Genomic DNA, 23602 nt, shown 5'->3' on the forward strand with positions numbered 1-23602 from the left:
ATAGTGGATCTTTCACCATTCCAATTCTAAATGAGTTTAAGATAACAAACAATGTTAAACCTAAGTCTCCAAAACCAACAGACATCATTAATGTGATAATACCTAAAATAGCAAGGATTACACATAATAATTTAACTGCAATAGCTAAAGTAATGTTCTGTTTAATGATACCCATAGTCTTATGGCTTAAAGAGAATAAATATGGAAGCTTTGAAATATCGTCCTGCATCAATGCAACATCAGCTGTTTCAATAGCTACGTCTGAACCTGCCGCACCCATTGCAATACCGATATTTGCACGTGCTAGAGCCGGTGCATCGTTAATGCCGTCACCAACCATAGCCACGTCACCAAATTTATTTCTGATTGTATCTAAAATGTTCAATTTATCTTCAGGAAGCAGATCTGAGAAAACATGCTGAATACCGATTTCACTAGCAACTTTTTTTGCCGCCATCTTATTATCCCCGGTAAGCATTACAGTCTCTACACCTTTGTCTTTCAAATCAGCAATGACTTCTGAAGCATTTGACCTAATTTTATCGGATACTGTTATTAAACCAATGACATTTTTGGCGTTTCCAACAAAAACAACGGTTTTACCTTCAGCAGAATAGCTATTGATTTCATCTCTTGAAACATTAAATGAACTTCCTTCAATCAAAGATTCGTTTGCTGCATAGTATTGCTCACCGTTAATGTTGGCTACAATACCTTTGCCCGGAACATTCTTAAAGTCTTCAATTGTATCAAACATGATATTATTTTCATCAGCATAGTTTACAATTGCCTGAGCAATCGGGTGTGAAGACTGGAATTCCAAAGCAGCAGCAATCTTGACAATCTCTTCAGCGGAGTAGTTCTCATCAAGGACTTTAACATCACTGAATGCCAGTTTTCCTTCTGTTAAAGTACCTGTCTTATCGAATATTACTGCCTTAACATTACGCATCTCTTCAACGTAGGTACTTCCCTTAATGATTACACCGTTTCTGGTAGCTGAGGTAATGGCAGACACCATTCCCACAGGTGTTGAAATTAAAAATGCACAAGGACATGAGATTACTAAAAGTGAAAGAGCCTTATAAACCCAATCAACTAATGGCTGGCCGAATAACAATGGCGGAATGAATGCAACACAGGCTGCGGCAACCATCATTATTGGAGTATAATATTTTGCCACCTTTTCAACCAAAGTTTCAGTTTCGGACCTGTTAAGCTGTGATCTTTTAACCAATGTTACGATTTTTGAGATGACTGAATCCTTAGCGGCTGTGGTTACTTTAATTTCAAGATAACCGTCTTCATTAACTGTTCCAGAAAATACGCTGTCTCCAACTTCTTTTAAAACGGGAACGCTTTCACCAGTAATTGAAGCTTGGTTTATTGATGATGAACCTAAAATTACTTCACCATCCAAAGGCACTTTGTCCCCAGGTTTTACAATAACAATATCGCCAATTTCCACTTCATCAACGTTTCTGATTTCTTCTTTATCCCCCACTTTGACTCTTGCAGTATCAGGAGCGATTTCAACTAAAGACTTTATTGAGCGTTTTGCCCTATGTTCAGCGTAGTCTTCCAAGAATTCCGCAATATAATAAAGGAAAGTAACAGCTGCGCCCTCTTCAGGATGGCCTATAATAAATGATGCTACACATGCAATACACATTAACATTGCAGGACCAATTGTGTGCCTTTTAACTAATGAGTTATAAGCCAAAACAGCTATTTCATAACCTGCAATAACCGCACCAATCATATAAGTGATAGTTACTATTGTAGGGTCAAATGATAACCATTCAAAAATATGGCCTAAAACAAAGAGAATTCCACTTGCAACGATGATTTGAATTGGCCTATTTGCGATTAAAGGTTTTCCTTCAGCCAATAATTCTCCATCACCATGTGAGTGTTCGTGGCCGTGATCATGGTCATCTTCATCTGCACAATCAGGACAAGCACAAAGACTGAACTCAACATCATCATGGTCGTGGTCATGACAACCGCAATCATCATCAGTGCAAACATTTTCTTTATGGTCATGATGATGCTCATGCTCATGCTCGTGTCCATGATGGTCATGATCATGATGATGCTCATGCTCGTGTCCATGATGGTCGTGATCATGATGATGCTCATGGCTATGGTCGTGGCCATGTCCATCATCATCTGCACAATCAGGACATCCGCAAAGATTTATGTCAACATCTTCATCATAATCAATTTCTTCTCTGTGGTCATACACACTTAAATCAGTTTTTTCTTGATAATCTCTTAACAACTGTTTATCATAATGATCAGGATTTTCACAGTGAATATCATCACAATTAGGATCTAAACAGATGTAATTAAAATGTTCTGGATTATGGCAGTTTTCATCATCACAATCCGCATCATAACATCTATTCTCCATCGTATCACCAATTAAAAATTATTCTAATATATGTTCTAAACCTACTTTGAAAATCATTTCTATGTGAAGGTCTGTAAGAGAGTATCTTGCCATTTTACCTTCTTTTTGGTATTTGACAATATTATTTGCACGCAATATCCTTAACTGATTTGAAACAGTTGTTTGGTTTAAATCAAGTGCTTCGCAAATATCGCAAACACACAAATCTTCGATTGCAAGCAGGGAAATAATTTTTAATCTTGTAGGATTTCCGAATATTTTGAAGAATTCAGATAACTCAGTGAATTCACTTTCATCAGGTATACGTTCCTTTACACGACGAACAACATCTTCATGAGAATCGAATACTTCACACATTCCCTCGTTATTGTTTTCAAGATTATTATTTTCCATAGTCATCACATATATTATATATTTACATATTATGATATGTTTATGTATTTAAATGTTGTCATATCATGATATTGTGATATGTTATTTTAAAAAAATAAAGGTGTTATTTTTTAACAACACCAGTTAATGTTCCATCAATTACACAATCAAAATCGATTTTTTCCAGCCATCCCGCTTTAGCGAACATGTCCATAAAGCAAACGCCCATTAATTGTCCGTCTTCTTTTAGAATATCTGCAACCAAAGCGTTTACATCTTCTGTATCGACATCATATTTTGGCATGGACAAACCACCCAATAACACTACTGCATCAGAGTCTTTAGGGTTGGAAACCTCATCTTTCAAAACCATAGCATAAGGTTTAGCTTCAAACTGATGGCAGTCATCTGCATCCAGCAATGGGATGAAATGAGTTTCCCTATCTCTAACGACATATGCCAACAGCTCCGCAAATGGAGTGCAAACTCCTGGAGATCCGACAAATGTAATCTTTTGAGCATCTCCAACTTCTTTTTTGAAAGTTACAAGCTGTCCATTTATCCCTTTCCATTCTAAAACGTCTTCCATATTATCACCTTAAACCTCATAATAGATAACATCTTCACCGATATATTTTACATTCTTAACATATAAAACATCCTTAAGATTATCTCCATAACCAAGGGAATGCTCTTCAATGACATTGCATGAAAATATCTCATAAAAAGATGCATCACAGACAAATTGTGTTGGAATTTTATCAGCATCCCCTTTATCCATTATGACGAACGCATCATGAGAATTCCATACGTATTTATTTCCCAATGATTCCATCCACTCTAAAGTCTCATTATCATAGCCCTTATAATATTCATGAGTTCTAATCTCCTGTGTTATCTCAGAAAGTTTATAAGGCCCTTCAGATGACACATTCAATATTGTCCTGTTTCCATCATCAACTGATGAGTCATCACCGGCATGCACTAAAACAATGGCTAAAATAGCCACTAGAACTAAAACAATTGCAATTATTGATTTGTTCATTTTAAACACCTCTAAAATGGCAAAAATCTTTTAACCCTTTTTGTATACTCAATGTATTCATTTCCGAAATCATTTCTTAATCTTTGTTCCTCTTTTTTAACTTGAACATTCATTATTAAAATTTCTATTATGAAAATTATCGCTGCTCCCAAGGATAAAAGAGCTATTAAAACACCAAAATGATAGATAAATACTCCCAAAAGCATCGGGTTTCTGCAAATCCCATAAGGCCCATTTGTCATCAATGAGCTTGTTCTTGGTGCAACTTCATGATTAAAGGCATCAAAGGGATTTCCTTTACCAACATTTTTCATATAAACTATTGACCAAATACTTAATCCAATCCCAAAAATAGTCAATAAAATTAATAAAATCCATTGGATTAAGGTTATTTGCGCTAAACTAGGACTTCCTGAAGCCAAATACATGACAAAAGGAATTCCAATTATAAAGATAACTAAACCAAGCACATATCCGATGATATCCCTAAACATGTTATCACCTTCTATAAGTAATTTACAATAAGTCATATAAAAATTAGTATGGTTTGAGTATGAAAAAAATAATGTTGACATCTTATTAATTGTTTATAGCATAAAAAACATAATATTGAGTAGTGATATAATGGATAGAGAATTATTTTCCCAAGCGTTAACTAAATTCCTTTTTGGTTTGATAATAATCTGCTTGCTGTTATTTATACCTGCAGGATCTTTAAATTACTACAATGGGTGGTTATTCATAGCTTTATTGTTTGTTCCAATGCTTATTGCAGGAATCATCATGTTCATTAAATCCCCTGACCTTTTAAAAAGAAGATTGAATGCAAAAGAAGAGGAAAATGAACAGAAGATTGTTATTTTCATTAGTGGGATAATGTTTTTCTTAGCATTTATTGTAGCCGGACTAAATTTCAGATTCGGATGGTTCAAACTTCCTCAAACAATAATTATTATAGCCTCAATAATATTTTTATTGAGTTATATCATGTATGCTGAGGTATTGAGAGAAAATACGTATCTTTCACGTACAGTTGAAGTGAGCGAGAATCAAAAAGTGGTTGACAGCGGATTATATGGGATTGTCAGACATCCGATGTATACATCTACAATTTTTCTATTCCTATCTATGCCATTGATACTGGATTCAATTTTTTCATTTGTCATCATGCTAATTTATCCTTTAATTATATTATTTAGAATTAAAAATGAAGAAAAAGTATTAGAAAATGAATTAAAAGGCTATAAAGAATATAAAGAAAAGGTTAAATATAAAATTTTGCCTTATATATGGTAAATATGAACTAGTCAACATCCTTAAGTGCTTCAACCATATTCAAATCATTTATCTTATCTGAAAACATCAGATTAACGGCAATCGATACTGTAAATGTTATGAAAGCAGTCAATAGAATATTTCCCCATGTCAATGTCGGAACATAATAGAGGGAATCTCCAGCGGCATTCATCATCAGTGTCATGAAGTAAAATCCAAGAGGAATCCCTAAAATAAACCCAATGGCCGTAAAGATTAGATTTTGAGTCAACAATAGCTTTCTTAAGACTCTTGTCTTAAAACCCAAAACCTTCAACGTTGCAATTTCCCTCTCCATTTCTGTAAATGAAAGAATTCCCAAATTATATAAAACCAAAATTGCCAGCGCCACTGCCACAACTGTCACTACATAGACCATCATCATTACGGCGGTGATAATCTGATCCCAGCTTTTTTCAAGTTTTTCGATGCTTGTAACTGATTTAATTGAATCAAAGTTTTCACCAAATTTTTCAGAAGTTAAAATATTTGTTGGTGTGAAATTAAGCCCTTGGTCTTCCAGAGTATCCGGAGACATTATTAAACCCTGTGAAATAGGTTCTGAATGGATTTGGCCTATTTTTGATGTTACCCACTTATCTTCACCTACAATATGCCATTTAATCTTATCTCCAATAGTCAGATTAAACTTCTCGGCAAGTTTAGTTGATATTGAAACATCCCCTTCATCAATGTCAATTGGATTTCTGTTGCTGTCTGTATAGGATATCAAATCGGTATTGTTCGTTGCCAACAGTCCTACCATGTCTTCTATGCCATTTGCCTTGATTTCGATTGACTGCTGCATGATAAAACTACCATTGGTCTCATTTAGAATATAGTACAATTCCAATGGATTGGCATTATTTGAAATTTGCAGTTTAGACTCAAAATGGCTTATGTCATCATATTCCCATGATTTCAACTCGTCCATACTGTCGTTCATACCAAATGCCGCAATCAACAGGCCCACACATCCCATAACTCCAATTATTACCATGAACGCCCTGAACTTATTCATCCTTGCATCCCTTATGTTCCAGCGAATGTTGAAACTCAAACGATTCCAAAGAGCAGACCTTTCAATGAAGCTTTTTGAAGATAGATTAGGAGCTTTCGGCCTCATTGTATTGGCGGGATTTTCCTTTGAAATTCTTCTGCAAGACATATAAGTTACAAAAACAGATAGAATGACCATCAAAGATGCAAGATATACAAAACTCATGTCAAACCCAGGGTTCCAGACGGGCAGACTGTAAGTTTTTGTCATTGTCGGATAAAACATTCTCGGTATAATCATTGGTCCGGTAATTAAACCTAAAACCGCTCCGGCCAGAACCGGCCAAAATCCATATGACAAATAATGCAGGATAATTGTCCTATCCTTAAAACCGACTGCCTTCAAGATTCCGATTTGGGTTCTTTGATGTGAAACTATTCTTGTCATTGTTGTAAGGAGAGTCAGAAATGTTACAATAATAAAAACAATTGGAAACACATCACCCATCATCTTGTGCTGTCCCATTTCATCGGAAAATTTGGACACACTTATTTGGTCTTCCTGTTTTGTAAAAGACAAATAATCAATTGAATCATCTAGTTTATCTTTAAAGTCATTATCTGAACTATTGTATTTTACAAGTAGAGTGTTATATTCTAAATCACTAGGATATGCCTTATATGAAAGATATGCGAAACCCATCTGGGAAAAATCTGGGGTTAATGTGCTGGTGGAAGCTTCATAGATATACTCCGGAGAATAACCAATTCCCTTAATTTCCTTTTTGATTTTATAATCATCAAATTCAAAAGTAATCTTATCTCCTACATCCAAATTCCGCTCTTCAGCAAAACGCTCATCCAGCCAGACCCCCGAATCATCATCAGGATTAAAATCTTCGCCCTTAGTTGTATAAAACTTGGAAATTGTTCCTTTTTCTGTAAAATGCAGCGTTATATCGGGTTTTCCTTCCATGCTGGCTACGGATCGGACAACATTTTGTCTGTCGGTTTGTGTGGTAAATTCGCCGATTTTCTCAACAGAGGAGTCATCGAAATCCGTATTGTAAACCCATCCATCAGCAAGGTTAGTTTGAGCGTAAAAATCTGCAGAAGTTTGCTCTAACCCATAATACTCTCCGTATATTCCACAATATGCAAAAATACCTAAAAATGCCATCATAAATATTGCAAGAAACTGCGTTTTATTGATTTTTATATCTCTCAGCATTTTTTTAGATAATGACATGATATAATATTAGAAAAATGAAATATAAAAAACCTCTTTTAAATTACAAAAATGATTGATTAAACTGAGATATTAACGACTAAATTAGAAAAATATTAATAGCCATTTACATTAACAGCGAGCTTTGAAGTATTGTAACTAAATTAAAAATTGTGATATATATCAATTACAAAAAAAATAGAATTAATATGAGTTAATCAACTCATTAAATAATTCAACTGTTTCTTCAACAGACAATTCTGCCTTTTCGCTTACCTCCGCAAGGTTAGCTTCCCACAGTGAAATTTTACCCATCGGAGTCACTAAAAATTCAAATTTCCAGTTTTTCCTGGCCAGGTCTCTCTTTAGTAAAGGATAAGTATTCAGTAAATCCATATATTTTGACTCTGCAGTCACTTCAACCATAATATCACCTTTAAATAATAATTAAAAATAATGGCTTTTAAAGGTTTTGTCACTAAATGAGTGTGAATAGTAATCTATTCAACACCTTTTAGAGACTCGACCATATCCAGATTCTTAATTTTACGTGAAAACATTAAGTTTACAAGTACGGATAATGTAAATGTTATCACAGCAGTTATTATCAGGTTTGCAAGGGATATTGAAGGCAGGACATAAAATGAATCTCCTGAAGATTCCCACATTATTTTTAATATATAATAACCGACTGGAACTCCCAATATGAAACCGATAGTTGTAAACCACAGGTTCTGTGTTAGAAGCAGCTTTCGAAGAGCTCTTGTTTTAAAACCTAAAACTTTTAAAGTAGCTATTTCGCGCTCAATTTCAGTAAAGGACAGCAATCCTAGGTTATACAATACCACAACCGCTAAAAGTGATGCAAAGAATATTAAAATATAAATCAATAGCCACATTGCTTCTGTTAGCTCATCCCAGCTTCCAGTCATGTCTTTCATTGAGTTGGCTGTTTTAATTGCAGAATAATTCTTATCAACATGTTCTGTTGTTACGATACTGGTTGGAGTGTAGTTTAAATCCAAGTCTTCAAGTTTATCTGCAGACATTATAAATCCCTGAGATGTCGGGTCTGCATGGATTTTATCGATTTTTGTTTTAATCCATTTGTCTGAACCCATGATATGCCATTTTACGGTATCTCCTACATCTACTCCCAACATGTCTGCCATTTTCTGTGAAATTGAAACCTCATCATCGGCTATGTCTATCCTATTCCAGTTGTAATCAGTCGGTGTTACCAAATCTGTGTGATTTAAAACCAGAAGCGAACCTGATTTTTTCACCGAACCTGCTTCGATTTCAATGGCTCCTTCCATTATCTTATCTCCATTTACATCTTCTGCCACATCATCGATATCAGACAGGCTTGCTTCATCATCAATGACCAGTTTTGAATCATAGTGGTTAATCTGGTTAAATTCCCATTCCTTTAAGTCATTCATTCCATCATACATTCCAAATGCTGAGACCAAAAGTGCAGTACAGCCGATTACTCCTATTATTGTCATCAAACCTCTGAACTTATTTCTTTTGGCATCACGATAATTCCAACGAGCGTTGAATGACAAATGTTTCCAGAAACCTAGTTTTTCAATAAATCCTGATGTTGAAACTTTAGGAACTTTTGGCCTTATTGTATCTGCAGGATTTTCATTGAAAATACTTTTAACCGCATAATATGATACCAATACAGACATCAAAACCATTGCTAATGCAACATAGACAAAATCCATACTCCATGCAGGTTCCCATGAAGGCAGGATATAGGTAGCGCTCATTGTTGGATAGAATAGCTTAGGCAGTGTCAACGGACCGATAATCAAACCTAAAATGGAACCTATCAAAACCAGCCAGAACCCATATGAAACATAATGAAACATTATTGATTTGTCTTTAAAACCGGAAGCCTTTAAGATACCAATTTGAGTTCTCTGATGTGCAATTATCCTTGTCATTGTTGTTAATAAGATCAACATTGCAATCAGGATGAATACAACCGGAAAAATTCCTGACATCATCTTGTGCTGATCCATTTCCTCTGAAAACTGGCTTACGCTAGTGTGCTCTGACCTTTCAACAAATGAGTTATAATAACCATCCAAATGATAGGACAATAATTCATTATAATTTTCTGCAGTTCCGTCAAATTTGACATTCAAAACATTATATGGAACCATATCCCCTGGAAATGCCTTATAAGACATGTATGCAAATCCCAACTTAGAAAAATCGGGAATTACGGATGACTTTGAAGCATGATAAACATATTCCGGAGAATAACCTAAACCTTTAATCTCCTTTTCTATTTTATAGCCTTCAAACTCGAAGGTGATGTTGTCGCCGACCTTTAAGTTTTTGGCATCCGCAAAGCTCTTGTCAAGCCATACACCATCACTGTCATTGATGTTTAATGGTTTGCCTTCTACCAGATAGAATTTTGAAATAGTGTTGTTTTCCACAAAATGCAGTGTGATTTCGGGGTCATTTGAAAAGTCCGCAACCGAGTCCACCACTAGCTGCCTTTCCATTTGAGTGGTTGCTCCTAAACAGTCTACCTGATAGAGGAACATGTCATTAATATAGTTTGAATAAATCCAACCATCAGCCAGGTTGGTATCTTCATAATATTGATTACTATTGACTTCAAGGCCTACTGATTCTCCGCCGACACCTGCAAAAACAAAAACGCCTAAAAATGCCATTAAAAAAATAGATATGAATTGGGTCTTATGCTTGCGGATGTCTCTCAACATCTTTCTGAAAAGCATACGCTCACCATTCCAAATCAGTGACCTTTTTTGGATTATCATTAAGGACAATACTTTCAATTTGACCGTTTTTAATCCTGATTACCTTATCCGCCGCTTCAGCCAAAATAGCGTTGTGTGTAACAATAACAACGGTAGTTCCCTTGCTATTGCTCATATCCTGAAGCAAATTAAGAATTAAAACACCGGTCTTAGAATCGAGTGCTCCTGTTGGCTCATCACATAAAAGCATTGTAGGCTGTTTGGCAACTGCTCTTGCAATTGATACCCTTTGCTGTTCTCCACCGGACAACTGTGCGGGAAACTGACTGGCATGGTCTTTAAGTCCGACTGAGTCCAAAACATCCAAGCCGTTTATATTTACATCTACAATGTCTTTCATTAGCTCAACATTCTCTAGAGCTGTCAAGTTTGGAATCAGATTATAAAACTGGAAAATGAACCCCACATTTTTGGCTCTGTAAGTGGTTAACTGATTATCATTAAATGATTCTACATGATTACCTTTGACAATAATCTCACCAGAGGTAACGGAATCAAGGCCACCTAAAAGGTTCAGGAGTGTTGATTTGCCTGCTCCTGACGGACCTAGAATTACAACGAATTCTCCTTCATCAATTGTGAAGTTGACGCTATCCATAGCTTTTAAAATGTGATCTCCAGATTTATAAATCTTATCAACATTTTTAAATTCAATTATTGTACTCATTAATATTGCCTTCTTAAATTTAATTTATCTATTTTATGATATATTAATTAAAGTATTTAAAATTTAGGTATGCCTAAAAAAATTTAATCAATAGATATAAAACATTTCAAAACAAAAAGTATACTATAATAAAAGTTTACAGGAAAAAATCCAAATGTCATTTAAAAAAGATGAAATGTTAATAATGCCTGCAGTTGACATTAAGAATGGAAAATGTGTTCAGCTTGTTCAAGGCGAACCTGGAAGTGAAATGGTTGAAATAGAAAATCCTGAAAAAGTTGCAAAACATTGGGAGGATTTAGGAGCAAAAAACATCCATGTAATTGATTTGGATGGAACAATAAATGGCGTTGCCAGCTTTGACATTATAAAAAAAATCCTAAATGAAGTTAGTGTCCCAATTCAGCTTGGCGGAGGAATCAGAAGTGTCGAATATGCCCAAGAACTATTAGATTTAGACATTGAAAGAGTAATAATCGGGACAATGGGAATTCAACACCCGGAAACCATTACACAACTATCAGACGAATACGGTTCTGACAGAATAATGATTTCACTTGACAGCAAAGACAATAAAGTTGTAATCAAGGGATGGCAGGAAAAGATTGATAAAAGCCCTGTGGAACTCTCAGCCGAGTTTAAAGAGCATGGCGCTGGAAGCATATTATTTACAAATGTTGATGTTGAAGGACTTTTAGGTGGATTTTACACAGAACCTGTAGAAGAGTTGAAGAAATCCGTAGATATTCCAATAGTATACTCAGGAGGAATAACTACAATAGAGGACATTAAAAAATTAAATGAAAGCGGTGTGGAAGGAGTTGTAATCGGTTCTGCACTATACAAAGATAAAATTGATTTAACTGAAGCTTTAAAATACCAAAAGAGGTAATTAGATGAAAAAAGTAATGGCAAGTGGAACATTCGATTTGCTCCATCCGGGACATGGAGTATACTTAGAAGAAGCAAAAAATCTTGGAGGATACAATTCCAAATTATACGTTGTTGTAGCACGTGACTCAACTGTTGAGAAAAGAAAAAGAGTCCCGATTGTTGGTGAAAACCAACGTCTAGAATTGATTAAAATGTTAAAACCCGTTGATGAAGCTTATCTTGGTAATGAAGAAGGGGACATCTTTAAGATTGTTAAAGAAATTGACCCAGACATAATAGCTATCGGACCTGACCAGACCCATAATGTTGAAAAACTACAGAAGGCTGTGGATGAAAGAGGTCTTAAAGCAAAAGTACAGCGCGTAAAGGTTTATCACAAAGATGAACTAGACAGCAGCTGTAAAATTATTAAAAAAATCAAAAATACTGACTTTGAAGGAAAAATATTAGACAACTGTGAAGATTAAGGAGATTATGAAATGTTTAAAGTAGCAATTATAGGAGCAAGCGGATATACTGGCGGAGAGCTTTTAAGAATGCTTTTAAACCATCCTGAAGTGGAAATTACAGACATTACTTCAAGACAATATGATGGAACACCAGCACATGAAATTCATCCGCACATTAGAGATTCAGGGCTTGTATTCAAAAATAAAAGTCCCTCAGAGCTAGATGCAGATGTCGTATTTACTGCAACCCCTCATGGGGCATCAATGAAAATCGTCCCTGAAATCCTGGATACTGGTGCAAAGGTAGTTGATTTAAGTGGAGACTACAGATACAGAGACACTGCAGTATATGAAAAATGGTATGGCATGGAACACACCGACAAAGAAAATAAAGGTGCTTTTGGACTTCCTGAGTTATATAGAGACGAAATCAAAAAATCCAAATTGGTGGCTAACCCAGGATGTTTCCCAACCGGTGCAATCCTATCCTCCTATCCATTAGTCAAAAACGATTTGGTTGATAGAATCATTATCGATTCCAAAACAGGTGTTAGCGGAGCAGGCGTTAATCCATCCGCAACTACACATTACCCGAATATTGCAGATAATGTAAATCCATATAAAATTTCTTCACACAGACACATGTCTGAAATTCAACAGGAATTGCATGGATTTGAAGATGTTAAAGTATCATTTACCCCACACTTAGTGCCAGTAAACAGAGGAATACAAACTACCAGCCATAGCTTTTTAAAAGAAGAACACCTGGACATTACACCTGATGAAATCAGAGAATTATATGAAAAGGAATATGGCGACGAATACTTTATCAAACTTATGGATGAAGGAGAAATACCTCACTTAAGTTCAGTAAGAGGATCAAACTTTGTTCACATTGGAGGATTTGAAATAGATGAAACTGGAAGACTTGTAATGTTATCTGCTATTGACAACCTTGTTAAAGGCGCATCCGGTCAAGCAATCCAAAACATGAACATTTTACTCGGAATTGATGAACGTTTAGGTTTAACACACTTCGGTCTTCATCCTTAAAACAATTAGGAGATTATAAAATGAAAAGAATAATAGTTTATTATTCTCAAGGGGGAAAAACTGATTTGGTTGCTAAAACATTAGCTAAAAATTTAAATGCAGACCTTGTCAGAATTCATGATTTAAAGAATCGTGAAGGATTGAAAAATAGATTATTATCTTCAATAAATGCATACAGAGAACAGAAAACAGACATTGTTCCTGCAAGAGTGGATTTGAGAGCATATGATACAATTTACTTTGGAACTCCAACATGGTCTGGAAATCCTACCCCTGCTATTTTAACTATTATTGACAGATGCGATTTAAGGGCAAAAGATGTTATCCTATTTGCCACAATGGATTCCAATCGTGGTGAAAGCAACATTGAAAGACTTGAAGAGAAAGTTAAAATGCGTGGGGCAAGAGTAATCGAAAGCTTTGCTATTGCAACCAAAGATAAAAGCCCTGAAACTTTAGTTCGTGACACAGAAGCGATTATTGAAATGAAAGATTTGAAAATGTATTAACGGTGAAATGATGGCAAAAAACAAAAAAGGTGAACTTAAGATTAAAGCTATTGAAAACGGTACTGTAATTGACCACATTACAGCCAATAAGGCATTGCATATCCTTAAAATTTTAGGCCTTCCCGATGATGAAACTACCAACGTCACTGTAGCTATGAATGTTTCTTCAGCCGAAATCGGAAGAAAAGACATAGTTAAAATTGAAAACCGGGAACTTGATCACAGTGAATTGAATCAAATAGCTTTAATTGCTCCAAAAGCTACAATCAATATTATCAGGAACTTTGAACCAATCAAAAAAGATAAAATACAATTGCCGGATAAAATTACATCAATTATCAAGTGCACAAATCCAAAATGCATTACAAACAACAAGAATGAACCTATTACACCAATATTTAATGTAATTAATAAGTATCCTCCTGTTGTCAGATGCCATTATTGTGAAAAATTAATCAAAACAGAAGATATCGACAAACAGTTCGAATAACTTCTATTTCAGATAATCTGCTAATCTTTTAGACAATGCAAGTATTGTTAATATCGGAGGCTTACCGGGAGATATTGGCAATACGCTTGCATCACAAACAAACAAATTGGAAATTTCTGTTTCCAGGTTGCTGTCCACTATTTTTCCGATTGGAGCTGTTCCTCCAGGATGTGCTCCCCTATACACTGTTGAGCCTATTGTGTTTGGGTCAACTCCCGCTTCTTTTAGGATAAATCCTGCTGTAGCTACACCTTCAGCCAAGTATCTTATATCGGTTATCGTATTGATTTTAACGACATCACCATCATCGGTTACATAACCCTTACATTCATCTGCTGTTTTAACCATAATTGAGAGAATATCGTTATCTGTAACATTATCATCCGGGATGTTTGCACGGATGAATGATGAGAAATGAGGTGAAAGAACAAAGTTCTCACCAATTACAAGCCCAGCCATCTGGACTTCTGTGTTAAAGTTAATGTCTTTGATGTATCCTCCAACTGTTACGAACGGATCAAAGAATATTTCCCTGCCAGCTTCTGTGATTCCGGATTTTCTTAAAATCAAAGCTGAACCTATTGCTCCGGCAGATAAAATGACTTTATCTGCTTCGATAATCTCTTCAGCATCATTTTTTATATATTTTACACCAGTTACAATATCATTTTCATGAATTATTTCTGTAACTTCAGCTTCAGTAATTAATGTTGCGCCGGCTTCAACCGCTTCATCAACAAAGTCCTTTCCGGACCATTTTGCATCGGCAAAACATCCAAATGCACATTTGCCGCATTGAATGCAATCCTCTTCCCTGATAGCTTTTGGCATCTTTAGAGTTTTGAGTCCCAATTTGTAGCCAGCATCCAAAAATGCCTGAGTGCCTTTTCCTATGTGCGAATCATCAAGCTGGTGAACTCCAACCAAATCTTCTACATATTCATATGCATCGGTCAAATCAACATCAAAGTCCAGCAATTCTTCATCAAGCGCCCTTACCATATTTGCCATAGCCACTATTGTAGCACCTCCAATGCATGTGGTTGTAAGCAAATCAACATCACTGGAGTATTTATCATAATAGTTAAATGCATCCTTTGATTTTATATAAGGTCCTTTCTCTAAAACTGTAACTTCCCTGCCTTCTTTTGCAAGTTCACGAGCCAATAGTCCTCCGCCAGCACCGGTTCCAATAACGACAAACATCTTACAATCACCAAAAAATAATTATTAACAATTGTTATATTATATCTCTTCCTATAAAAAACTTTTATTTAATATGTAATATAAAATTAATAATAGATTAATCTTATTGAGTGATATAATGGAAGAATACATTGATTTATTCGAAAAAGTTATAGCAAAAACAAGCCCCCAAGTAGATTACATAGATATCAGAAGTGAAAAAGGCGAAAATACCTCCATATTAATGAAAGATGGGGATGTAGATGAGATTAATACTGGAATGAGCTTATCTGCAAGAGTAAGAGTATTGAACAATGGAGCATGGGGTTTTGCATACACTACAGACTTATCCAAAATTAATGAAGTTACCGAAACCGCTATCAAATTTTCAAACTCACTTAAAGGCGACGTGACATTAAGCGAAAGTGAAGTGATTAAAGATAAAATCGCAGTTGATGTTAAAATACCTTTTAAAGACATATCTATTGAAGAGAAGAAAGATATGATGGGTGAGGCCAATGATGCGGCTGCAATTGAAAAGGTAAACAGTACCACAGTAAGCTATGTTGACAGTGAAGTTAACGAACTATTCATGAGCAGCGAAGGAAGTGAAATTCAAGTCAATACAAGCAGATGCAGAATGGCATTGAACGCTTCTGCAACCGATGGAGAAATAATCCAATTTGGCCACGGCAGTTTAGGTGGAGTAAGAGGCTATGAACTAATTGAAGAAGCAGACCTTGAAGAATTCGGAAGAAACATCGGTGAAAAGGCAGTGAGGCTTCTTGATGCAGAGCCTGCACCTTCCGGAAGATTTCCAGTAATAGCTGACCCTGAACTAACTGGAGTGCTGATACACGAAGCACTGGGCCATGCCGTAGAAGCTGATTTAATCCTTCAAAACGATTCAATCCTTAAGGATAAAATGGGAGCTCAAATTGCATCAGACATCGTGAACATCTTTGATGATGCAAGCCTTCGTGAAGGATTTGGATATTACCCGTATGATGTGGAAGGAGTAAAAACAAAACCTAACCAACTGGTTAAAGACGGAAAATTAATATCTCTTTTAAATTCAAGAGAAACCTCATCAAAATTGAATATGAAATCATCCGGAAATGCAAGATCAGCAATAGCTGACCAACCGATTGTAAGAATGAGCAACACCTTCTTGCAGCCAGGTGAAAATACATTTGAAGAACTGATTGAAGATATTCCTGATGGAATCTATCTTAAAGGTTCAAGAGGAGGTCAAGTCGATACCGGAAAAGGCATATTCCAATTCAATGCCGCTGAAGGATACTTGATTAAAGATGGAGCTATTGAAACACCTCTAAGGGATGTTTCACTATCAGGAAACATACTTGAAACCTTGAAAAACATTGATGCCATAGGTAATGATTTTAAATTAAGTGTTGGATTCTGTGGAAAAGATGGTCAGACCACCCCTGTAGGTGATGGAGGACCACACACAAGAATTGTAAATGCGTTAGTAGGAGGAATGGGATAATGGTAAGTGAAGAATCTGGAAAATACTTATTAAATTTGGCAAAAGAATCAATTAAATATTATTTGGAAAACGGAGAAAAAATGGAAAAACCTAATGATTATCCGCTTGAACTTGATGAAAAATTAGGCGTTTTTGTAACATTGAACAAAAACAATTACTTGAGAGGATGCATTGGATATCCCGAGCCTATTTTGCCTGCAATAGACGCAACAATGGAAGTTGCAATAGCTGCAGCAGTAAATGACCCAAGATTTCCTCAAGTAACTCTTGATGAATTTGAAAGCCTTGATTTTGAAGTGACCGTTTTGACCAAACCTGAAGTGATTTATGTAGCTCATCCGGATCAGTACTTTGAAGAGATTGAAATTGGCCGTGACGGATTGATTGTGCAGAAAGGCTATTCAAGAGGATTATTGCTCCCTCAAGTTGCAGTAGAAAACAAATTCAGTGTGGAAGACTTTTTAGAGCACACATGTATGAAAGCAGGAATCAGTGCAGACAGCTGGATGGATGAAAGCTGTGACGTATCTAAATTCCAAGGACAAATTTTTAAATAGTGATTACAATGATGATACCGACAATACCTACTCCTGAAGAATTACTGGACAAAGGATTCAGCAGAGGTAAAAAACAGGCGGACTTAATTAGAAGTCAAAAAATACCAAAACACCTCAAAGGTAAAAGAATCGAGGAAAGAAGAGTTGTTACATCCTGTCAAGTTATTAAAGATAAATTAAAATCTATTATTGATGCAGTTCCTGAAATCGAAAGCCTGCATCCATTTTATCAGGACTACATTGACATTACAGTTGGTGTAGACGATATGAAGCAAGCTCTTGGAGCACTTAACTGGGCGTATGGAATTATAACTCAACTTGAAAAGGAATATGGTGCTAAAATCAGGAAAAATCCTTCTGAAAAAGCCAGTGTAATTCAAAAACAGGCCTACGGTAGAATAGCTTCAGTTGTGGGTAAGATTAAAAAGGATCTTGACTTTTTAGATTTTGCAAAGCAAAACCTAAGAAACATGCCGACAATTGACTTTGATGCAACAACAATCGTTATTGCAGGTTTTCCGAATGTGGGCAAATCAACCCTTTTAAGGCAGCTCAGCAGTGCAGATCCTCAGGTTGCAAATTACCCATTCACAACCAAAGGTATTCAAATCGGCCATACTGAAAGGCACTGGAAGCATATCCAAATTATCGATACACCAGGTCTGCTTGACAGACCAGTTCTAGAGATGAACGACATTGAAATGAATGCGATTGTTGCACTGGAACACCTGGCGGATGCAATATTGTTTATTTTTGATGCCTCCGAAACCTGCGGATTCCACCTGGACAATCAATACAATCTATTAAAGCAGATTGAAAAAATCTTCTCTGAAATACCTATCATATATCTGTTTAACAAAATGGATCTTGTTGAGGATAGGGAATACCTCAGCGAATATATAGATGATGAAGAGAATTCCATATTCATCTCAGCCATTGAAGGCGAAGGAATTGAGGAAATCAACAAAAAAATTGATAGGATAAAGAAAATTGAAAGATTTGTTGAAGAAGAAGACGATGATGATGAGTATTATTAATAATACTTTTCATTAACTTTTTTTTGGAAATTACATTTTAATCATGTTTCAATAATTTATAGCAAACTTTTTTCTAATAGTGATGCACTTTCAAGTTGTAATTTCAATGTTATTATTGAAAAATTCAAGTGAATCATCATGAAATTCCTCATTTTCATTATAATAATCTAAAACCAAATAATAATTATTGTATTTTATTCATAAATCCTGACATTATATATGAATTGTTAAAAAATATATAACTATGAATATTTCAAATTTATTTTCAGATGAAAAAGTTAATGTAGGCAGGCAAGTCGAATTGGATATTGCCAAAGCCCTAGCTATCATATTCATGATTTTTCTGCATACCGTTATGGTAGTTCAAGGATATAATGATGGTTTAAGCTCAACTTATACTTTTATAATTGGTAATGTGTTAGGAAGGCCTTATGCTGCGATTATCTTCATGTTTTGTATGGGTGTTGGTGTGGTATACTCAAGGCACAGCCAATGGGACCTGATGATAAAAAGAGGTATAACATTATTCCTTTTAGGCATTCTGGTAAATGTGTTCGAGTTCTTTATACCTCATTTTCTTGCTGTAGCTCTTGGTATTGATGCAAGTCCTTTCCCACTAGAAGGTGGACTCCTGCTCTTTTGCATTGATATCTTGGAATTCGCCGGTCTGGCGTTTGTTACAATGGGAATCCTAAAGAAATTCAAAGTTTCAAACAAGAAGTTGATTGTTATTGCTGTTGTATTGTCCATACTCGGTACTTTGTTAAGATTCACTGATTTTGGCATTCCTGTTGTAAACTTATTCTTCGGTTACTTCTTCGGAACCAAATACACAGCTTTTCCTTTATTCAATTGGTTTATTTTCCCAATTGCGGGATATGTCTGGGGACAATACATCATCCGAGCTAAGGATAAGGGCGAATTCTTTAAATTTTGGCCAATTTTGTTAATTGTTGCTTTTATTTACTTCTTTGTATCTTCAAAGTTATGGAGAGGCGTCTTTTCAGATGATGTTCACTTTTACTACTTCTTAAATACTTTGGATGCAATATTCGGCATAATCAATGCTCATGCAGTAATAGGACTGTGCTATTGGGCAGCAAAATTCCTGCCTGATGCAATCATCAAAGCATTTACAATATTGAGCAGCAACATCAACAGAATTTATATTGCCCAGTGGTTCTTTATACCTGTGACAATAGTCCTAATCACTTACTTCGCCAAAGACCTGGTATTGACTGACCTTGTAACTACAATAATTTCAATATGCATGCTGATTATATCTACAGCAGCCGCATTGGCTTATAAAAAATTAAGAACATAATAGTGGAGGATTAAAATGAAGTTTAAATCAAAATATTTGTATTAATCCTTATCATATGCATTTTATTCAGTATTACTGCTGTTTCGGCAAATGATAATCAAACTGATGTATTAAATCAGGATTTAATTTCAAATGATGATATGAGCATTGATGACAATGCAAAACTGATGGAGACAAGCAATCGCTCATATGATGATTTCTATGAGGATATGAAAAATTCCATCTTGAACGTAAAAGGGGTTATAATCTATATGCATATGGATGCATTAAAGAACTCAGTGTTCCAAAAGATTTAATCGCAAAATCCTCTCCACTGGAATCCATAGGGGTTAATTTAAAAAGTTACTATAAAACAAACGTCAATCCAATTGAAACTCCTCAAAAGTTTTTCTAAAACTCAAGACCTAGAAACCAGTGCAGGAACTGTATATCTTGTTAATGAAGACCCCAACCAGCTTCAAAAGGATGTTGAATTTTTAAGAAGCATTGAAAAACGCGCTTTTCAACTTGTCCTTAGTGAGGAGCTTCATGATGAGGTAAATATTGAAGAAGATAAAATTTCAAGTGAAATCGAGTCTTTAATAAATGACATCAAGGCTTATGGCAATTGTCTTTTGGTTAGTGAAAGCATAATTGATAATTTGGAGACATCCCAGGTTTTGCTTGAAGATCTGGATGGCATCAAAGGGAAATTCGATTGCATAGTGGTGAATTTAAATAGGAGCATTTCAAATAAAAAGGATGATGAAACCGTCAGAATATTTTTAAATATATTCAATAAAGTAAAAGTGGGAGGATTAATTTTCATTCCACAAACAACCTATGACTTCATGCCTAACTCAAGATTAGGTGCTGAAGCATTACTGACTTTATTGGATTTCAAAATCGAATTGCCGATACATAAATTGAATAGAATGGTTATTGCATCTAAGGAATAGTGTTCGGATATCATGACATATGAGCGAAACTTTAATTTATTAAACAGAAAGTTCAGGGAATTGTTTTTCCCAACATTAATGGCTTCAATAGCAGGCAATTTTGCCATTCTTGTAGATGCATTCTTCATCAGCATGTTCTTGGGTTCCACATTTTTGTCTGTAGTTCAAAGCATTGAACCTTTAGTTGCCTTTATCAATGCTGTCTACTGGCTGATAGGCTTGGGCGAAAGTATCTTATGCAAAATGGCCCGGGCGGATTTCGATAATGAAAAAGGAAACGCATATTTCACGATTTCAATAATCGCAACCATAATTGTCGGACTAATCATCACTCTTTCAGCCATAATCTTTCAGGACTCATATGTTCAATTGCTATGTAATTCCACTCAACTGAAACCGTTTGTTGGCCAATATTTCTTTTTCTATGCTCTTGGCATAGTTTTTGAATGTTATATGGTTTGTTTGGCATATTTCATAAAAACCGATGGTTTCATCAATATGCAGTTCAGGGCATTCTTGCTTTGCAACGTCGTCAACATTGTTTTTGATGTTATCCTAATGAAATTTTTCAATATGGGGATTTCCGGTGCTGCAATCGCAACAACCATTGGCCATATTGTATCTGCAATTTACATAACCATATATTTAGTAAAATCGGACAGAACATTAAGATTCATAAAGATTAAAACTTCAAAAATAATCGGCTATTTAGCAGATATCTGCAAGGCCGGATTTTCCGGTTCTTCAATTCCATTGTATACTACAATCAGACTTATACTGTTAAATGCTTTAATTGCGGGAATTTTAGGGGAAATGGGATTATCTGCATATAATATGTGTTATAATGCATTATATTTGGTGGATATCTTTATTTTAGGCGCTGTTCAATCAATCCTGCCGATTTCTGCAGTATATTATAAGGAGGAAGATTTCAATGGTGTGGATTATGTAACCAAAAGATCCCTCAAAATTGTAGTTGCTTTTGCTTTGTTCTTTTCCGCTTTGTTTATTCTGTTCCCACAGGTAGTATTGTTCTTATTTAATGTTAATAACCCTTCAGATATTCCTGTAATTATGAACATCATAAGAATATTCTCCATCAGTTTCATTGCATTTGCAGTCAACAGCCTATATATGTTTTATGCCGAATCAGTGCAGTATAATAAATTGGCAAATATGATTACTCTTCTTCAGGGGCTGATTTTCCCAGTATTGTTCGCATATCTATTAACTGCATTATGGGGCGCTGACGGATTTTGGATTTCACTTGTAGTCTCTGAATTTGCAACAGTGCTGTTCATTTTCATATATTCCAAAATCATTGCCCACAGAAGCAATGGCGAATATTCAGGATTTTTCCTAAACAGAAGACATAAGGGAATATTAGTATTTGAATATACGATTACCGGCAATATTGATGATGCCGTTAATCTGTCTGAAAATATTCAGAAGCTATTCAATGACAAAAGGATATCCCTACTGGTCCGCATGGCAATTGAGGATATGGTTGTTCAAATTATCAATATTAATGACGAGATAGTAGATTTGATTGATGTAATCATTAAGGACAATGATGATTACATTCTCATTTCAATTAAATATTCCGGAATCTGCATAGATATAACGGAAGATGAGAATATGGAATCAAATATTGCTATTTTAAGAAACATTTCAGAAAAGATCGACTATTCGCAAATATTGGGTTTAAACAATATCATAATTACAATCAAATGACGTTTTTTAATGCAAATTCTTGGATTATTTCATTTTAAATTGATATTATGTTTGAACCTCAATTTTCATAATATTCGCAAAACTTTCCATGGAATGCAGAATGCCCTAAACTGCAATAATAATCAACCATTCCTCCAGAATCAAAATCACCAACTATCCCCCCATGTTCATCAAGAAATTCTTCGTAGAAATGTCTGCATCCAAAACCGCAATATCCTGCTTCTCCATTCGCTATCATTTTTTCACGGACAATTTCCTGTTCTTTTCTGATTCTAGCTTCTTCCTCTAATTTCCTCGCTCTTTCCTGTTCTTCCCTCATCCTTTTTTCCTGTGCTTCTCTCTCTTTTTTCAATTCAGTTTTTATGAAATATTTGATTTCATCTTCATCCATGTTTTCTTTTCTATCAATTAACTTATTTTTCAGATTGTCTTTAATGGAAGTTACGTATTTTTGGCCAATATTGTTTTTTCTTATTTCTGATTTGATTTCTTCTGATTCAAGTAGTTCATCAATCATTTTCAATTTTTTCCGTTTTTCTTCTTTTTCCTTATCCATTTTATTTTTGCATTCAAGTATCAGCTGGTTCACCCTATATTCGACACCCCCGCTTGTAATCTGACCCGAATCGATTTCTTTTTCCACCTGTCGCCTGATGGCTTTTTTGGTTTTACCATAATCCAAACCGTAATAATCCAATGTTTTTTTAAAAGCATTGTCGAATGACAATGCTCTTCCAAGAATTGTATTAAGTTTTTGTTTGGCTTTTCTTTTTTCAATATTGTCTGGGTTCTGATTTGGTGAAGGAATATTCTTCTCCATATAGGATTTGTCTATTCTGGTTCCGCAATTGCTGCAGAAATTGTCGTCCTTTCTTAATTTAGATCCACAGTTAGTACAAAAATTGGCCATGTCCTACCTCTTTAATCATCTTCTTAAATAAGTTTAAGTCAAAAAAATTATAAATATATGCCGAAAATTGTTGAAGCGAATCTTTTCAACCCAAATATTCAAAACTGAATAAATTACATACTTACCATTCTTCAAAAGCATTTCAATAATTATTGAAA

At 35.2% G+C, this 23602-nt stretch carries 24 protein-coding genes; 13 read left to right on the forward strand and 11 right to left on the reverse strand.

What is annotated here, in order from left to right:
- The 5 genes from ACKI3D_RS09020 to ACKI3D_RS09040 all read right to left on the reverse strand — a co-directional run.
- The coding region (locus tag ACKI3D_RS09020) for a heavy metal translocating P-type ATPase (RefSeq protein WP_407393867.1) at positions 1-2416 on the reverse strand (2416 nt) is incomplete at its 3' end.
- 18 nt (positions 2417-2434) lie between these two features.
- Positions 2435-2809 (reverse strand): ArsR/SmtB family transcription factor, encoded by a 375-nt coding sequence (locus tag ACKI3D_RS09025; RefSeq protein WP_407393869.1) that lies wholly within the window; start codon positions 2807-2809, stop codon positions 2435-2437.
- Between the two features lie 103 nt (positions 2810-2912).
- A complete protein-coding gene (locus tag ACKI3D_RS09030; RefSeq protein ID WP_407393871.1) occupies positions 2913-3377 on the reverse strand; it encodes a DUF2124 family protein in 465 nt (154 codons plus the stop codon).
- Between the two features lie 9 nt (positions 3378-3386).
- Positions 3387-3833, reverse strand: coding sequence for a hypothetical protein (locus ACKI3D_RS09035; RefSeq protein ID WP_407393873.1), 447 nt, complete (start codon positions 3831-3833; stop codon positions 3387-3389).
- Between the two features lie 11 nt (positions 3834-3844).
- Complete coding sequence (locus ACKI3D_RS09040; RefSeq protein WP_407393874.1) at positions 3845-4327, reverse strand: methyltransferase family protein; 483 nt, start codon at positions 4325-4327, stop codon at positions 3845-3847.
- Between the two features lie 130 nt (positions 4328-4457).
- On the opposite strand from ACKI3D_RS09040, the gene ACKI3D_RS09045 reads away from it, so the two are divergent.
- Complete coding sequence (locus ACKI3D_RS09045) at positions 4458-5129, forward strand: methyltransferase family protein (RefSeq protein ID WP_407393876.1); 672 nt, start codon at positions 4458-4460, stop codon at positions 5127-5129.
- Between the two features lie 7 nt (positions 5130-5136).
- On the opposite strand, the gene ACKI3D_RS09050 is transcribed toward ACKI3D_RS09045, so the two are convergent.
- From ACKI3D_RS09050 to ACKI3D_RS09065, 4 genes are all read right to left on the reverse strand, one after another.
- Positions 5137-7395, reverse strand: a complete 2259-nt coding sequence (locus ACKI3D_RS09050) for an ABC transporter permease (RefSeq protein WP_407393877.1) — start codon at positions 7393-7395, stop codon at positions 5137-5139.
- 183 nt (positions 7396-7578) lie between these two features.
- Positions 7579-7800: a hypothetical protein gene (locus tag ACKI3D_RS09055; RefSeq protein ID WP_407393879.1), complete on the reverse strand. Its 222-nt coding sequence runs from the start codon at positions 7798-7800 to the stop codon at positions 7579-7581.
- Positions 7801-7874: 74 nt separating this feature from the next.
- A complete protein-coding gene (locus tag ACKI3D_RS09060) occupies positions 7875-10145 on the reverse strand; it encodes an ABC transporter permease (RefSeq protein WP_407393881.1) in 2271 nt (756 codons plus the stop codon).
- A gap of 4 nt (positions 10146-10149) precedes the next feature.
- Positions 10150-10854, reverse strand: coding sequence for an ABC transporter ATP-binding protein (locus ACKI3D_RS09065; RefSeq protein ID WP_407393883.1), 705 nt, complete (start codon positions 10852-10854; stop codon positions 10150-10152).
- A gap of 154 nt (positions 10855-11008) precedes the next feature.
- Between ACKI3D_RS09065 and hisA the strand changes: the two genes are divergently transcribed.
- Genes hisA through pyrI form a run of 5 tightly spaced genes read left to right on the forward strand, consistent with a single transcriptional unit; the run spans position 11009 to position 14249 of the window.
- The gene (hisA, locus tag ACKI3D_RS09070; RefSeq protein WP_407393885.1) at positions 11009-11746 is read left to right on the forward strand and encodes a 1-(5-phosphoribosyl)-5-[(5-phosphoribosylamino)methylideneamino]imidazole-4-carboxamide isomerase; all 738 of its coding nucleotides are present in this window, start codon (positions 11009-11011) and stop codon (positions 11744-11746) included.
- A gap of 4 nt (positions 11747-11750) precedes the next feature.
- Positions 11751-12215, forward strand: a complete 465-nt coding sequence (locus ACKI3D_RS09075; RefSeq protein ID WP_407393886.1) for an adenylyltransferase/cytidyltransferase family protein — start codon at positions 11751-11753, stop codon at positions 12213-12215.
- Between the two features lie 12 nt (positions 12216-12227).
- A complete protein-coding gene (argC, locus tag ACKI3D_RS09080) occupies positions 12228-13250 on the forward strand; it encodes an N-acetyl-gamma-glutamyl-phosphate reductase (RefSeq protein ID WP_407393888.1) in 1023 nt (340 codons plus the stop codon).
- 20 nt (positions 13251-13270) lie between these two features.
- Positions 13271-13759 carry a flavodoxin family protein gene (locus tag ACKI3D_RS09085; protein ID WP_407393890.1) on the forward strand — a complete coding sequence of 163 codons (489 nt, stop codon included), beginning with the start codon at positions 13271-13273 and terminating at the stop codon, positions 13757-13759.
- Positions 13760-13769: 10 nt separating this feature from the next.
- Positions 13770-14249: an aspartate carbamoyltransferase regulatory subunit gene (gene pyrI, locus ACKI3D_RS09090; RefSeq protein ID WP_407393892.1), complete on the forward strand. Its 480-nt coding sequence runs from the start codon at positions 13770-13772 to the stop codon at positions 14247-14249.
- 3 nt (positions 14250-14252) lie between these two features.
- Here the strand turns inward: pyrI and ACKI3D_RS09095 are convergent, their stop codons facing one another.
- Positions 14253-15455 carry a GMC family oxidoreductase N-terminal domain-containing protein gene (locus tag ACKI3D_RS09095; protein WP_407393893.1) on the reverse strand — a complete coding sequence of 401 codons (1203 nt, stop codon included), beginning with the start codon at positions 15453-15455 and terminating at the stop codon, positions 14253-14255.
- A 118-nt stretch (positions 15456-15573) separates the two neighbouring features.
- Here ACKI3D_RS09095 and ACKI3D_RS09100 point away from each other — a divergent pair, with 118 nt between their 5' ends.
- From ACKI3D_RS09100 to ACKI3D_RS09130, 7 genes are all read left to right on the forward strand, one after another.
- Positions 15574-16944 (forward strand): TldD/PmbA family protein, encoded by a 1371-nt coding sequence (locus ACKI3D_RS09100; protein ID WP_407393895.1) that lies wholly within the window; start codon positions 15574-15576, stop codon positions 16942-16944.
- Complete coding sequence (locus ACKI3D_RS09105; protein ID WP_407393897.1) at positions 16944-17501, forward strand: TIGR00296 family protein; 558 nt, start codon at positions 16944-16946, stop codon at positions 17499-17501. The genes ACKI3D_RS09100 and ACKI3D_RS09105 overlap by 1 nt, the downstream gene beginning before the upstream one ends.
- An 8-nt stretch (positions 17502-17509) precedes the next feature.
- A complete protein-coding gene (locus ACKI3D_RS09110; protein ID WP_407393899.1) occupies positions 17510-18538 on the forward strand; it encodes an NOG1 family protein in 1029 nt (342 codons plus the stop codon).
- A gap of 244 nt (positions 18539-18782) precedes the next feature.
- Complete coding sequence (locus ACKI3D_RS09115; protein WP_407393901.1) at positions 18783-19862, forward strand: heparan-alpha-glucosaminide N-acetyltransferase domain-containing protein; 1080 nt, start codon at positions 18783-18785, stop codon at positions 19860-19862.
- A 140-nt stretch (positions 19863-20002) separates the two neighbouring features.
- Positions 20003-20158 (forward strand): hypothetical protein, encoded by a 156-nt coding sequence (locus ACKI3D_RS09120; protein ID WP_407393903.1) that lies wholly within the window; start codon positions 20003-20005, stop codon positions 20156-20158.
- A 72-nt stretch (positions 20159-20230) separates the two neighbouring features.
- Positions 20231-20800: a hypothetical protein gene (locus ACKI3D_RS09125; RefSeq protein WP_407393905.1), complete on the forward strand. Its 570-nt coding sequence runs from the start codon at positions 20231-20233 to the stop codon at positions 20798-20800.
- A 12-nt stretch (positions 20801-20812) separates the two neighbouring features.
- Positions 20813-22534 (forward strand): MATE family efflux transporter, encoded by a 1722-nt coding sequence (locus ACKI3D_RS09130; RefSeq protein ID WP_407393907.1) that lies wholly within the window; start codon positions 20813-20815, stop codon positions 22532-22534.
- 58 nt (positions 22535-22592) lie between these two features.
- Here the strand turns inward: ACKI3D_RS09130 and ACKI3D_RS09135 are convergent, their stop codons facing one another.
- Positions 22593-23444: a zinc-ribbon domain-containing protein gene (locus ACKI3D_RS09135; RefSeq protein WP_407393909.1), complete on the reverse strand. Its 852-nt coding sequence runs from the start codon at positions 23442-23444 to the stop codon at positions 22593-22595.
- Positions 23445-23602 lie beyond the last annotated feature (158 nt).

Origin of the sequence: Methanobrevibacter sp. (genome assembly GCF_045586545.1) — an archaeon.
In the GTDB taxonomy this organism is placed as follows: Archaea; Methanobacteriota; Methanobacteria; order Methanobacteriales; family Methanobacteriaceae; genus Methanocatella.